Genomic DNA, 13,765 nt, shown 5'->3' on the forward strand with positions numbered 1-13,765 from the left:
CTAGAAGAGGTTAGATTTTTCTGCACTGTTTAGTTCTACAATCTTGCCACTTTGCATGGTCATATTCTCTTTTGCACTAAATAGGCTGATTTCGGAAGCAACTTCGTTTGAGGTTTCCGAAGTTCTTTTAAAGTCCTTCGTTGCCAGTTCTGTTCTATTGTTTGATGCCTCGGAAACATCGCCTGCTGCACTCAGCGAATAATTATTTCCAGCGGTTGTTGCAATGTCTTTTCCAACGTTTGTAGATTGGTTTTCCCCAACCTGCAGCGTCATGTTTTCCTGCACGTTGATCTGCATGTTCTTGCAATTCAAGCTCATATTTTCGAGTGCCGTAATCGTAATATTGTTGCCATTGGTATCGATATGGATGATATTGGCGTGCATATCGGTAATCTTGATCCCTTGCGAGCTCTCGTTATCATCAAATTCTATGAGGTGCCCGCTACGCGTAGTTAAGCTTTTGAGGTGGTTCACAATTTGTGGACTGCTGTCTACATTGCTGCTGTTATACACGCTTCCCATTACTACTGGCCTGGCTACATTTCCTTCTTCAAAACCAACCACAACCTGGTCGCCGATTTCTGGAACGGCAAAAAAGCCCCTGTTTGATCCGCGATCGCCTGTACCTGCACTTGGGGTCATTACCCTGAGCCACTCGGTTACATCATTTGTTGAACATTCCCATTTGAACTTAACCTTGATACGGCCTTGTTTTTTCGGATCTTCATGATCAATCACATCGGCAAGCTGCATCTCGGGATTGGGCTGTTTGAAATTCTTTACCAATAAGCGTTCTGTGGTAGAAACCAAGCCTTCAAAAGAATTTTTATACCTGTTTAAGCCATCAATTTCATGGTGGATGCTGGTGACCAGAAATTTGCCCATACTTTGTGTATTGAAGGCCATTTCCTGTCTTAGGCTCATGTTGATTTCGGCAATGGTTCCAATGGCCAGCGCGGCATTATCGCCGGTGGCATTAATTTTCAGCAATTCGCTTACATTGGCTTTTTCTTCATTGCTTACATAATCCTTCATCTCGTCGCCATTATCCAAACGGATGGACGATGGCTGGTTAAAGGTTTTGCTGTAAACAGCGTTTGATGCCTTTACCACATGGCTAAGGTCTTCTGATGAACCCTGCACCTTTCCTGTGCTTTGGCCGGCTAGTATTTCATCTTGCTTAGGGTCGTAAAAAAATCTCTTTTTATTGATCGGCGCCACTTCAATTGCATATTGAAGATGGTTAACGTCGCGACCGTAGTAAAGCGTCAGTTCCTTTTGTTCATCAGGCTTACCAAAATTGAGTTTTGTTCCATCGTAAAAGAACCACTCGAAATATTGGCCCGAAAGCCTATTCAAAAATTCGAAGTCGCTCTCCCTGTACTGGATTAAATAATCAATTGGCGTTTTTCGGGTCGCTTTGCTTACAATGTTCAGGTCGTTTTCAGCAACGTCCTTACAGGCAAGCTTCACAATATCATCAAGGGTTTTGTCTAAATAAGAACCCAAGTCGGCGCCACGGTCTATTAAAATAGTAGGGCTATAACCGCTAACTATGAGCACGCCATGGTAGCCATGTTTTTGCGAAAGCTCTACTTTGGTTACAATTCCTGTAAAGTTCTGCAGACTGTCATTGGAATAGCCAAAAGATGCGGTAAATGTTTTGCCTACAAACTCCCTACTGTCATCAAGCGTAATCAAACCAGGCAGTCCCATTTGGTCATGGTTAAAGCACAATTCGAAATAGTGATGGTTATTGAAAGATTGTTTCAGGCTGAAAGAGGCAAAATGGGTAATCGCCTTATTTTCTATATTGATCTCTGTTATGAGTTTCCGTTCCATAATTGACGAGTTTATTTCCTCTAGCAAGCCTACATTGGGCAACTAAAGAAAATCTAAGCCTATTCAAATATCATTTTTATAACAGCTTTAATTCTAGCTCACACTAGAAATCTTCCCGATCGAGGCTGGATGTTTATTTGCAAGCGTTTCTGTCGGATTAAAGAGTGCTAAAAGCGTTTTAAATATTTTTGAGCATTATTAAAGGTTAACCGAATTTATTTGCAGGAATAGGCATCCATATGCTGCAGCTATCCGATCACCATGATTAGTCATTATTCGTGCTAAAAGCCAGGCAATAATTTACTGGCTTAGGCAACAAACTTAATTCGCAAATCAATAGGGCACTTGCTACAGTCTCCATTTTATTGTGCATGCAACAAAATCAAAAAGCCAACCGTCTTTAATGTAGCCTATTATTTTTTTGAAAAAAATTACGCTTCTTTAATCAGGATAGCATGTGTAGACTTTCTCTACAATGTGTGGAAAAATGCAACAGTTGCCCTGTTTATATTGGTTAAACAATGGGGCGTAACCCTACGCCCCATGCTATTCTTATGCCTTTGGCCAATCGTTTTCGTGCTCGGCGTTGCCCAGCTTCAGCTTTCTGGCTGATACTACGAAACTTAAAGTCATTGGTGTATTGTCATTTACGGCAATACCTTCATTGTATTGGATGATATATCCATCTTCGAAAGTCAATTCTTTCATTTTTGCATCTTCTTCGCCTTTTTTGAAGATGATTGAACCTGATTGTGGTTTGTACTGGTTGTTTACCATTGATTCGATAACCGAAGTATCTTCTGTCGATTCGATTTCGATGTTGATTGTTCCACCATATACACCTGAAGAAGGACGACCTTTTGCGTCAACATCGCGGTTTAATGAAAAGCTGCACTGAAGGACATCAAATTCTTTTGATCCTAAAGTTAATCTGGTTTTAAATGCCATTGTATTACGTTTTTTGAATGTTAAAAATGAATAATTTTGATAAAATCGGGCTTATGCCCAGCCTATCAGGCCTTTGGCCAATCGTTTAAATGCTCTGCATTTCCAAGTTTAAGCTTTCTCGCCGAAATTTGAAACTTCAGGGTCATCGGATGATCGCCTACAATGTTTATTCCTTCGGAATATTTAACAATGTAGCCGTCTTCGAATAGGACTTCTTTCATTTTTGCATCTTCTTCCGTTTTCTTGATCAGAAGATTTCCCGTAATTGGTTTGTATTGGTTGTTTACCATCGCTTCGATGATTGAGGTATCCTCAGTGGATTCGATCTCAATGTCAATGGTACCGCCGTAAACTCCGGAAGAAGGTCTTCCTTTAGCATCTACATCGCGGTTTAACGAATAGGCACAATGGAGCACATCGTACTCCTTGCCTGAAAAATTTAATCTAGCTTTGAAAGCCATAGTTTTAAAATTTTAAGGTGAAAAATTGATTAATAAAACAGCATCCGCTGGTTCAATTATCGACCAAATATCAAGCCAAAAACTTAACTACTATGCTTATATCCAAGAAAATAAAGAGCTAAAAAACCCCTTATTGCTAAACCAAACGAAGATTAATTGCACGAAAAAAAAAGCACACCAAAAGAGAGTAAGCATATCTTTCCCATCTTGGCCTTTTCATAAAAATTGGCATTGTTTAATTTTAAGGAAAATGTCGGTTGGCACGAACACCAAGTATCAAAAAACAGACACCGAAATATCAAATCAGCTGCATTCCGAATTTTTCCATTTTAGCCACCCATTTTTGGCTATAGTGGTTATCCAATGAATGGAGCTCCCCGATGGTATTAGACAGCACCGGATTGATGCGGCATTTTTCGAAAACGTTCTTTTTGATAGAGAGATAGGTTGTTTTCTTGTTGGCTTTCCATTCTTTAAATGTAGCCTCGTCCAATATAGACACGATACGCCCAGACTTGCCGCTGAAATTATTATTGAGTCCTTGCGAAGGATTGCTGAAAACCTGATCGGGCATAAACAGCCTATCGAAAAAACCCTTCACCTTTGCCGGAATATGGTCTACATAAACTGGACAAAACAATACCACATGATTCGATTCTCTTATGGCAGCCAGTGCCTTTTGCAAATCTGGTTCGAGTTCTGCTATTTGTCTATTGTTAAACAGCTTGTTTGAATTAAAGATCATATCTATAATGGCAAGCTCCTTAATAGTTGCACCAGCACTTTCAGCCCCTTTTTTATAGGCATTGATCAAAACACTAGTAGACAACTTTTTTTCTATATCCCCATTCAGGATAAGTATTCGCTTCATTTATAGATTTTTTAGCTATTGAAGTAATAGATGTGTTACAAAATTATAAAGTTTTTGTTAATAGCCCATAGCTTGGCACAAAAAAACCCGACGATGAGGTCGGGTTTGATTGTAATGCTATTTTATTGATTAGATTATTGCTGATTATATTCTGATGCCCAGGTAGTGGTCTCATCTTCGCCTTTATGGCCATCTAGTTTTACTACAAAACTTTTAGCCGGAAAATAAGGCGTGATGTGGATATCCAAGTGGATCCTGTCTTTTTGCTGTTCATCTCGCTCAAAACGCATGATCTTGAATCGTTCTATCAAGCGGTCGGCACCCTGAATTCCATCTAAAAACTTAACGATCTGTCCCCTTAAGTCCTGTTCGGTTTTTGAGGTCCAGTTTTCAAAAGCCCTTCTGTTCAAGAAATCGAACAATACTTTGGTGATGTAATCGAAAACACGTACTACAGAGTAAGTCTGCAAGCCAATATTATCACCGTTAAACAATGTTTTAGCCGAGAAAGCCATTACCTTACCGTATTCGTTTACCATTGGCACCAATCCAACACGCTCCAAGTGAGAGATTTCACTTTTCTTCAGATCGAATTTCACTCCATCTACCTCATTCATTGCACCATGTTTTTTACCGGCAGTTACCTGCGACATTAAGGTATAATACATTTTACCTGCAAGTGCTGCTGAACCCGGAACGGTTAAATCGTCTTCTTCGCCAACCTCGGCAATTTTGCCACGACCAACAAGCCAGTTACAGGTCATGATTACGTTTGAGCGAAAAGCATCTGCACCTGTTAAGTTCGCAGCAGTGAATAGGTCAAGTACATCATCTGGCTGATCAAGATCAGCAAAATCCGTAACGAGCATCGCCTTGTTGCTGTGCGCAATTTTACCCCAACGCTCGATTACCTTATTAGAGCCCATATAACCAGGCACCACCATTAACGAATAGTTTTGGCGTAAATCCAGTCGATCATAGTTCTGCTTCAATTCATTGTCCACATATTCGATGAAACGCGGATTATCCAAATCTTTGATCTGATCCATTGAGGCATTTAAAACCACCACATTTTTCAGCTTGTCGGATTCTGTATTTTTATAGAACAAATGCACGGTACGGTAAGCTTGTTCCAGCTCCCTGGAGCTTTCCAATGCTGTAGCAATGTTCTTATTTAGGTTTTCTTCGGCAGCATTCAGCTTGTTTGTGCTTTGCTCTACCATATCGGCAACAGAAGTCGACGATTCGAGCACATCAATCCAAAGCTGGATCTTTTTCTTCAGTTCTTCTCTTTCTTTTTTCTTCTCATCGCCCGTTAAAAAGATCTGTTTTCTGGCTTTTCTTTCGGGATTAAGGTTTTGCAGACCATCAACGGTAGCTTCTAATAAATCAAAACCACCAACTCTTGCTAATTTTTCTAAATTATCTTTTAGAGAGGTCTTTTTTGCTGTTTTTTCATCAGCTGGTTTAAAACCTGGCTGCGAATTATTCTGGTTAATTTGTTCTTCTTGAGGGGTTGCCATATTTTAGGTTTTACAGTGGTTCTCGATTATTTGTTTTGCTCTAGTTCGTCAACAAAGTTTTTCAAGGCATTGATGAAGGCAGTTTTAGTTTCCTCATCATCTAGGGTAGCTTTTAATGTTTTGTTGGATTTAAGCTGCTTGATCACATTGAGCGACATTTCTCTTTCGATGTTTACATTGGTCAGATAATTGCTCTGGTTGATCATGCTTTTTACACCAAAATCGCCCATATGGTTGAAATGCAGGTTTTCTGAAACCGTTGAGCCATCTTGTTTTTCGAATGCGACCTTCACATTTGGTTTAAAGTGTTCAAAAACCTCGTCAACGGTTTTCAAGCCTTCTACTTTTTCTGGCTTGATGGGCTCGTTATCGGTTAATTTTTGTACAAAAAGGGTTTTATTATAGGCAATATCTGCAAAGGCTTCAGAGGTATCAATTTTTCTTTCGTTACCACCAATTTCATAATTAAACATAGTATGTAGGTTTAAGGGTTAATAAGTATGATAAATTTTGGGCGTCTATTCATTTAATAATTAACGGTTTATTTCAAATATTGTTCCAAAACAACAGGATCGGGCGCAACTATTTTCCAATCCAGCTTTTGTTCTTTACTATTTTTGCTCACAATAATTTTGGCGCCTTTTTTTAGTTCGCCAGAAATAATGTATTTGGAGATGGGCCTGCGCAAGAGGTTTCTAATCACTGCCGATAATTGTCTGGCACCATATTTTGGCGTAAAGCCATCCAATGCGATCATTTTTTTGGCATCATCTTCAATTTCAAATGTAATGCCCATTTTGTTCAATGATTCGATGAGGCTTCTCAGCTGGATATCGAAAATGTTCACCACATTGGCCTCGCTTATTGGCGCAAAAGGAACAATTTCTGAGATCCTGGCCAGGAATTCCGGTCTAAAATGACCAGCCATTACTTCCATCAATTGGTTTGAGGTTGGAATAGAAGACTTGTTGATTTGTTCTGCAATCCACTCGCTGCCAATATTAGAGGTAAAAAGAATCAGCGAATTGCTAAAATCGCCTTCTTTTCCTAGCCTATCGTGCATATGACCCTCATCCAAAATTTGCAAAAAGGTATCAAATACCGATGGGTGGGCCTTTTCGATTTCATCAAAAAGCAGTACGGAGTAAGGTTGCTGGCGGATTTTGTTCACCAATAAACCACCTTCCTCGTAACCCACATAGCCCGGAGGCGCGCCATAAAGCAATGCGGCGCTGTGTTCTTCCTTAAATTCGGACATGTCGAAACGAATCATGGCCTTTTCATCATTGAACAGAAATTCTGCAATTGACTTGGCCAATTCGGTTTTACCTGTTCCGGTAGGACCAAGCAAAAAGAACGACCCAATAGGCTGACCCTTTTTGTTGAGTCCGCTTCTCGATTCCAAAATCGCATCCGAAACGGCCTTTAATGCCTGATCTTGACCTACCACCCGCTTTTTCAGGTATTGCTCCATGTTAAGGAGTTTTTCCTTTTCTCCGGCTTGGAGCTTGCCCATTGGAATTCCGGTTTTATAAGCTACTACCGATGCAATGTCTTGCTTACTGATCCGATTGCTTTTATCGGCTGCAAAAATCTTGAGTTCTTCAAGGCTTTTACTGATATAGACATCAAATTCTTCGATCGTTTCGAAGGCATCGGTTTGTGTTTCGTCTGTTAGCCTGCCCAAAAGCACAGGGCTTAATTTATTTTGAAGCAACGAAAGCTGCCATTTATAATCGGCCAGTTTTGTACCCTCGTTCCCTTCTGCTGTCTTAAGTGTGGCCAAGTCACTTTCGAGTGTTTCGATCACCTGATCTGAGGTATCGTTCATCATTTTCATGGCCGCCATGGTCCTGTCCAGCAAATCGAATGCTGAGTCAGGCAAACGTCTATCTTTGAGGTATCTTTTAGCCAGGCGAACACAATCAACCAATGCATCGGCATCAATTTCTAACTGATGGTGCTTTTCATATTTAGGTGATAGCTTCTGCAACATTTTCAGGGTGCTTTCTTCATTTGGCTCATTTACCTGAAGCACTTCAAAGCGTCTGTTAAAAGCCTGTTCGGGTTCGATAATCTTTCGATATTCATCCATCGTTGTTGCACCGATCACCGTAATTTCTCCACGGGCCAGTTCAGGTTTCAGCAGGTTTCCTATGCCAGAGCCAACTGGTCCTTTGCTATCCAAAAGGGTGTGGATTTCGTCGATAAACAAAATCGCCTTATCAAACTGCTTGATTTCCTTGATGATGTTTTTTAACCGGTCTTCTACCTCGCCTTTATACGATGCACCGGCAATCAGCGCACCCAAATCCAATTCAAAGAGCTGGATATCCTTCAGGCTTTCTGGAACTTTTTTGTCTACCACATCGTGTGCAAAGCCGTCAACAATGGCTGTTTTGCCCACACCTGCATCTCCTGTTAGGATCACATTAGGTTTCGTTCTGCGGCACAGGATTTCCATCATCATCCGCGTTTCCTTATCGCGGCCAATGATCTCGTCCGTTTTCCCATCGCGAACCATTTGTAGGCGGTCTAAACAATATTTATAAAGGGCATTGCCCGTACTTTTACCTTCTGTTGTTTCTTGTTGCTGATTGGGCGATACCACGCGACTAATTTCCTCATCCTTTACGTAAAGATCTAATATCTCCCGTTCCTTGATCGGAAAAGATTTGAGCTGATCGGCCTGAAAACCTACACCAGGTTTGGCAATAGCGGTCAATACGCAAACCGGCGTAATCAGGTCTAGCCCCAATTTGATTCGCACATTGTCGGCTTCTTCAAAGATGGCCGCAATTTCTGGCGAGCCTTTTACAGTATCGTCAACATTGGCCGACTTGCCCAATTCGTCTATGCGCACTTCCGCCCATTCACTGATGTATTCTTCATCTTTTTGGATAGAAGTAAGGAAGGCCCGCAGTCCAACGTCTTTATGCATCAGTCCTTTAAGCAGATGCGCTGGGGTAAACGTGGCATTTCCATACTCTTTTGCCAGCGACTGAGCAACATGGATTGCCGTTTTTACCGATTCGCTTAAATTAGTTATCGCCATAATTAATTTGTTTTAACCTGAGGTGCAGGATTGAAATTGCTTTCGGTAATGTAGTAATAAGTTTTGCCGTTTGAGATAAACTGCTGTTCTATTTGGGTGGCCCGTTTAATTTGCTGCACAGACTGCGCCAATAACTTGATGTAATTTTCAAATTGTGGCAACGGCATTTTCGAATCGTTCTTTAAATCAGCAACCGTAGATTGGTTTAAAAGCTCGTTATTAATTGGAAGTCCAGTCACCAACTTGATATATGCGGCTAGAGTCATCGATTTGATATCACCCGACGAAATTTTGAGCCCAAGTAACTGTTTAGGGATCAGCGTATAGTTTTTAACTAGTTTTTTCCTAAAAGAAGACTGATCTTGCTGCAGGTTTTCGCCCAACATCTGCGAGAATACATCCATAATCTGCTTGTATTCCATTGCATTTAAAACAAGTGCATACTGCAAGTTGCCTGGATTGTTTTTCACCACATCTGGAGAAAAGTTGGCCGCTGAATAATATTTGAATGCATTATGTGGCATATGGTCGGCAACCTCTTCTGTAATCGGCTTTGGCAATAATGCTTCCACATATGGACTTAGGTTTTTATGCGAAATTCCGGTCAACCTAAAAGCACTGTCTAAAGAACTTGTCTGCGAATAGATATCCTGATTGGTTTGTCTTAAGAAGCGACGCAAGGCGATGGTCATGCTTTGATTGGAATTAACCGATCCTTTGGTTGGAAATACAACCCCGCCCTGGATTAAGCTGTTATTTGGATAATCGAGGTAGTAAGAAATCGAGTCCTGCAAAGAAGTGTTATAAGGCTGAAAATTCTTAAGACCTTCGCCTTTTACCATGGTACCTTTACGGAATTCGGCTGCTTTGATGGCTGATTCGGAAACCAGCTTTCTAGACTGGATAACAAAGTTATTGAAGGTCTGGTCAAAATCACTGTAAACCTGAAGCGCTAAAATCCTCGCATCTGCAAGGCCTATCTGCTCGCTCAGTTCATTAATTAGGTAATTGTTTGTGCCACCACTATTCCCTGTACTTCCGATCAATACAATAAGGTTAGTTTGGTTCTTTTTGCCTTTAAACAAATCTAAACCTGCCTTTACCGCCTGTAGTACCGGCTGTTCGTTCGGTTGTCCATCACAGCGGCTTACGCTGGCTGTCTGTGTAGCGAAAAACGACATTAATTGTCTATAATCATTTTTTATGGTGCTGGTATAAATTCCTTGGGCAAAACAACCCGTAGCGCCTCTATACACCACACCTCCGTATGAAATTGTTTTTTGCGGATCGAAGCTGCCAAACAGGTTTTCAAACGACTGTATGGTATTGGTCAATCCTGAATAATATTTGGTCATCGCACTTCCGCCATCTACTACAAAAACGACATTGATCTTCGATTTGTTTTTTCTTAAATCCAAATAGTCCTGATAAGATAAAGACGAACCGTTAATAGTTAAAATCTTATTATCTTTTTTGTTGTACACATCATTGGCAACTCCAACGGCATAAGTGCCGGTATTATCGTCAATTACAGGCAAGCTTCTGAGGATGATATTGCTTGAAGGCAATAAGGGATCGATGCTGAATTGCCTATCAACGGCAAAGCCTTTGCTCATTGCCAATGAGGTAGAATCGTCGCTGTCATAATTGCCCGGTGTTCTCGATACGATGTATAGTCGATCTCCCCAACCATGAATGGCTTCTGCAGAAACCCATCCGTAAATGCTTTTCAATGCGGTATCTGCCACTAGCTGATCATCAGAACCAACCAGGTAAGTTTTTCCGTCTTCCGATTTTTTAAATATGTAAGCAATTTCATGCAGGCGAATTTTTGTTCGCTTGTCTTTAAGTTCTGGCGTATTGTAAACCAAAATAGAATCGGTATTGTCATAATAAAACCTAGGTTCGGTTAGTGGATTTTTTCCATTGATAATACCCAATGCTTTTTGAGGATATCCGGTTTTTTGGTTAGAGTACGAACGCTGCCATAACAGGAGCTTGGATTTGGGGATCCAGCCATAGCTGATTGCGCTTTTTTTGTCGTTTATCTTTCTGCCCCTTACCATTCCAGCTTTGTACTTGATCAGCTTTAGGTAACCGTTTTCTTCTTTCGATACATAAAAAGGTTCCATGAAGTTCAATTTCTTCATGATTAAGCTACCACCAGGTGCGGTGGTTGTAAAATTATCCGATCTGTCGGAAAATACGATCCATGGCAGGCTGCTGTTGCTTGAGTTGTCGTTAATATTTATGCTTTCGGCTGGTCTTTCATAGGCTTTTGGCATATATTTTACCTTTCTACTAAAGGAAAGTGGAGATTGCGCCTGTACGGATTGAAATCCTAAAAGCATCAGTATAGAGAGTGCAAAATATCTTTTCATAATGTGGATCGCTTGGGTTGAAATCTTTGTTTTGGTCTGTTTAGTTATTGGTACTTGCAACGGCTTCTTTCGCGTTAGGCTGTGCTGATGCAGAATGTTGTTTGATGTTGATTAGGCTTGCGCAGGTTGAATTGGGCTTAATGGTTAGTTGGGCTTCGTCTATGGCAATTTCGCCACCAAAGGTTAAGCCCATGCAGTAAGAATAGAAATCTGTCTGCTTTTTCTTTCCAGCCATATCCACATTTACGCTCACTTTTTCATTGCCGCACATGTATTTGTTAATGAGATAATAATAATTAGAGTTAAAATCGGCGCCATTGGCTATAGCTTGCAGCCTGGCCCTGATATCGTCAATCGTTTTTCTTTCTCCATCGCCAGGTGCTACCAAATCTTCAACGATTTCGGCATTTGGATCTGTAATTAAAATGGTATGGTATACCGGTACCCTGCTTTTATCAGACCTTAGTTTAATGATGTATTTTCCTGGTGCCCTATAAGTGTAAAGCGCTGATTTTCCTTTAACATCTACCCTTCCGGTTTCGCCAAAAGACCATTCGAAGTTTCTGCCTTGTCCTTCGCCTTCTAGCCTTACCTCTTCGTTTACCAAACCGGCAGTTGGCCCGCTAATGGTCAATACACTATCAACCAATGTTTTAACTGTATCGATTACGTTTAACGGAAATTGTTCGCGCAGTTCGCCATCAACAGTGATCCTAACAATGTAAGACCCTGGCTTATCGTAGTGGTAAGAACCATTTTGAGCATTAGATTTGGCGCCGTTACCAAATTCCCAAACCCATTTCTTTGCACCGGGAGTATTATCTGTATACACGAGGTTTTCGTTGAGAGAAATTTCGCTTTTTAATAACCGGGCATCAACTTTCCGTTTTTCGAATAAGGAGCTTTTAAAGAGAAAAATAAGACCGGTAAGTAATAATACGGCCAACAAAATGTAGAGAATTACATAACCCTGCGAGTTGGAGCTGACTTGTTTAGTATCTGTATTAGGCATTTTTAACGTTATTTATTGGTTTATAGAAATGATTTTATTGTGAAGCCATGGTTTGCTGCAATTGCCTGCGAGAGATGACGCAATCATCAAGCGATCTTTTAACATCCTCGATGTCTTTCAAATTCCCCCTCAACTCTTGCCTGTCCATGAAAAGGATGTTATACAGCTGCGAGGTTTGAAGGAAAGTTTTATAGCGGTAATCGTAAGCCTTTCTTTCATAGGCTGATTTTACAGAACTCAGTGCGGTATGGATATCGTTCTGCAAGAATACGGCCTGTACATTTGGGTTATAGGCAATAATCCTTTTAAAAGTGGTATCAACTGTTGGCCTGGTTTCTACTACGATATCTTCAAAAGCCTTGTTTTCCTTTATTTTGGTTTCTAGTTCATCTTTGGATATGGTGTATTTTGCCTGCGAATTATAGAATATGCCAAAACTCAACAGTCCAACTGTTACCAGAAACAGCGCCAGAAAAAACTGGAACTGGACTCTTCTTTCTTTAATGCTTAGTTTAATCATGATGGGGGATGAAATTATTTTCCAAATCTTCCGTTACGGATTCTATTGGCCGCTTCGCGATTAACGCGCATGCAGTTATTTAACTGTTCGCGGTAGCTTTCTATGCTGAAACGGGTATCAGACAGCGAATCTGTTTGGCTGGCCATTGCGCTAACATTGTTATTAAGGCGCTCATAGAGTTCGAAACTCGGACTGCCTTTTGGGCCTTTGGCAATGAGGTCTTTCAGCTTGGCGTTTGCATCTTGGATATCGCCTAAAAGGATGGCTTGTTTGCTCAGTTCGTCGGCGTCGTAGATCTTAAATTTGGAAAGCTCAACAAAGCGCAAGGCGATTACGTCGAATTTATTGTTGATCTCTTTACGCAGACCAGAAAGTTTTTCTATTTCGGATGCTTTATTTTCCAAAAGCATGTATTCTCTGTCTGATGCAAAGAAAAAAAGATAGATGCAGCCAATAGAAAAAACAGAAAGGAACAGAAAGTTCAATAGAAAAACCCTATAAGATTTTCTTATTTCGAAAGCATTAATTGGTTTCATAGCCTAATTAATTGTTTGGTTTGGGGATTAAGGCCAATTTAAAGCCAACTCACTCATCATTCCTTCATTTAACTTTAAATTAAACCAGTTACATAACAATTTTTTGTTTTCGTTGTTTTATAGCTGAGCGTTTTTCTTTTTATTTTTAACAAACTTTAAGCCAAATCGCAAAATGCCTGATCATTTTTACAATAAGCCCTTCCGATTTCATACCATCTTTGCCGGCAACGAGCTACATGGATCCGATATTGGAAAATCGATTTCCAACCACATCGAGCTCATCATTTTTACGCGCTATGGAGAAAATAGGCACAATGCGAGCTTTGGATGCGAAATTTGGGACCTGGATTTCGAACTCATCGTAAGCGAATCGCTTTGGGAAGAAAAATTTCGAAAATCATTGCTCAAATCCATTACAGATTATGAGGAAAGAATCTATAATACCGACGTAGAAGTTAAAATAACCGAAGTAGAGAACGTTTATCCATTGCGTAAGATTACGGAAATCAAAAAAAAAGTAGATATTACCATACGGGCCCTGATCAAAGCCACGGGAGAAAAATATTTTTTTAATACCGCTTTGTTTCTTAGCCCCCTATCCACCTAACAACCGACC

General features: G+C 40.5%; 12 protein-coding genes. 1 reads left to right on the forward strand and 11 read right to left on the reverse strand.

Annotated elements, in window-relative coordinates; all coding sequences use genetic code 11:
* The 11 genes from AC570H_RS14250 to AC570H_RS14300 form a co-directional block, all read right to left on the reverse strand.
* Positions 1–1,842, reverse strand: coding sequence for a type VI secretion system Vgr family protein (locus AC570H_RS14250; protein WP_497355928.1), 1,842 nt, complete (start codon positions 1,840–1,842; stop codon positions 1–3).
* 552 nt (positions 1,843–2,394) lie between these two features.
* A complete protein-coding gene (gene tssD / locus AC570H_RS14255; protein WP_497355930.1) occupies positions 2,395–2,790 on the reverse strand; it encodes a type VI secretion system tube protein TssD in 396 nt (131 codons plus the stop codon).
* Between the two features lie 65 nt (positions 2,791–2,855).
* A complete protein-coding gene (gene tssD, locus AC570H_RS14260) occupies positions 2,856–3,251 on the reverse strand; it encodes a type VI secretion system tube protein TssD (RefSeq protein ID WP_497355932.1) in 396 nt (131 codons plus the stop codon).
* 298 nt (positions 3,252–3,549) lie between these two features.
* Positions 3,550–4,122: an NAD(P)H-dependent oxidoreductase gene (locus AC570H_RS14265; RefSeq protein WP_497355934.1), complete on the reverse strand. Its 573-nt coding sequence runs from the start codon at positions 4,120–4,122 to the stop codon at positions 3,550–3,552.
* Between the two features lie 134 nt (positions 4,123–4,256).
* On the reverse strand, positions 4,257–5,645 hold the full coding sequence (locus AC570H_RS14270; protein ID WP_497355936.1) for a DUF5458 family protein: 1,389 nt from the start codon (positions 5,643–5,645) through the stop codon (positions 4,257–4,259).
* A 26-nt stretch (positions 5,646–5,671) separates the two neighbouring features.
* A complete protein-coding gene (locus AC570H_RS14275; protein ID WP_497355938.1) occupies positions 5,672–6,118 on the reverse strand; it encodes a hypothetical protein in 447 nt (148 codons plus the stop codon).
* A gap of 68 nt (positions 6,119–6,186) precedes the next feature.
* Positions 6,187–8,700, reverse strand: a complete 2,514-nt coding sequence (locus AC570H_RS14280; RefSeq protein ID WP_497355940.1) for an ATP-dependent Clp protease ATP-binding subunit — start codon at positions 8,698–8,700, stop codon at positions 6,187–6,189.
* 2 nt (positions 8,701–8,702) lie between these two features.
* Positions 8,703–11,081 carry a type VI secretion system protein TssR domain-containing protein gene (gene tssR, locus AC570H_RS14285; protein WP_497355942.1) on the reverse strand — a complete coding sequence of 793 codons (2,379 nt, stop codon included), beginning with the start codon at positions 11,079–11,081 and terminating at the stop codon, positions 8,703–8,705.
* 40 nt (positions 11,082–11,121) lie between these two features.
* Positions 11,122–12,093, reverse strand: a complete 972-nt coding sequence (locus AC570H_RS14290; RefSeq protein ID WP_497355944.1) for a PKD domain-containing protein — start codon at positions 12,091–12,093, stop codon at positions 11,122–11,124.
* Between the two features lie 34 nt (positions 12,094–12,127).
* Positions 12,128–12,613 (reverse strand): type VI secretion system transmembrane protein TssO, encoded by a 486-nt coding sequence (locus AC570H_RS14295; protein WP_497355946.1) that lies wholly within the window; start codon positions 12,611–12,613, stop codon positions 12,128–12,130.
* Between the two features lie 14 nt (positions 12,614–12,627).
* Positions 12,628–13,149: a hypothetical protein gene (locus AC570H_RS14300; RefSeq protein ID WP_497355948.1), complete on the reverse strand. Its 522-nt coding sequence runs from the start codon at positions 13,147–13,149 to the stop codon at positions 12,628–12,630.
* A gap of 172 nt (positions 13,150–13,321) precedes the next feature.
* Between AC570H_RS14300 and AC570H_RS14305 the strand changes: the two genes are divergently transcribed.
* Positions 13,322–13,756: a GPW/gp25 family protein gene (locus tag AC570H_RS14305; protein WP_497355949.1), complete on the forward strand. Its 435-nt coding sequence runs from the start codon at positions 13,322–13,324 to the stop codon at positions 13,754–13,756.
* Positions 13,757–13,765: the final 9 nt, after the last annotated feature.

Source organism: Pedobacter sp. B4419, assembly GCF_059693725.1.

Excerpts from the sequence above, each read along its gene's own strand:
- AC570H_RS14250 (WP_497355928.1), bottom strand. The coding sequence starts at position 1,842 with ATGGAACGGAAACTCATAACAGAGATCAATATAGAAAATAAGGCGATT.
- tssD (WP_497355930.1), bottom strand. The coding sequence starts at position 2,790 with ATGGCATTTAAAACCAGATTAACTTTAGGATCAAAAGAATTTGATGTC.
- tssD (WP_497355932.1), bottom strand. The coding sequence starts at position 3,251 with ATGGCTTTCAAAGCTAGATTAAATTTTTCAGGCAAGGAGTACGATGTG.
- AC570H_RS14265 (WP_497355934.1), bottom strand. The coding sequence starts at position 4,122 with ATGAAGCGAATACTTATCCTGAATGGGGATATAGAAAAAAAGTTGTCT.
- AC570H_RS14270 (WP_497355936.1), bottom strand. The coding sequence starts at position 5,645 with ATGGCAACCCCTCAAGAAGAACAAATTAACCAGAATAATTCGCAGCCA.
- AC570H_RS14275 (WP_497355938.1), bottom strand. The coding sequence starts at position 6,118 with ATGTTTAATTATGAAATTGGTGGTAACGAAAGAAAAATTGATACCTCT.
- AC570H_RS14280 (WP_497355940.1), bottom strand. The coding sequence starts at position 8,700 with ATGGCGATAACTAATTTAAGCGAATCGGTAAAAACGGCAATCCATGTT.
- tssR (WP_497355942.1), bottom strand. The coding sequence starts at position 11,081 with ATGAAAAGATATTTTGCACTCTCTATACTGATGCTTTTAGGATTTCAA.
- AC570H_RS14290 (WP_497355944.1), bottom strand. The coding sequence starts at position 12,093 with ATGCCTAATACAGATACTAAACAAGTCAGCTCCAACTCGCAGGGTTAT.
- AC570H_RS14295 (WP_497355946.1), bottom strand. The coding sequence starts at position 12,613 with ATGATTAAACTAAGCATTAAAGAAAGAAGAGTCCAGTTCCAGTTTTTT.
- AC570H_RS14300 (WP_497355948.1), bottom strand. The coding sequence starts at position 13,149 with ATGAAACCAATTAATGCTTTCGAAATAAGAAAATCTTATAGGGTTTTT.
- AC570H_RS14305 (WP_497355949.1), top strand. The coding sequence starts at position 13,322 with ATGCCTGATCATTTTTACAATAAGCCCTTCCGATTTCATACCATCTTT.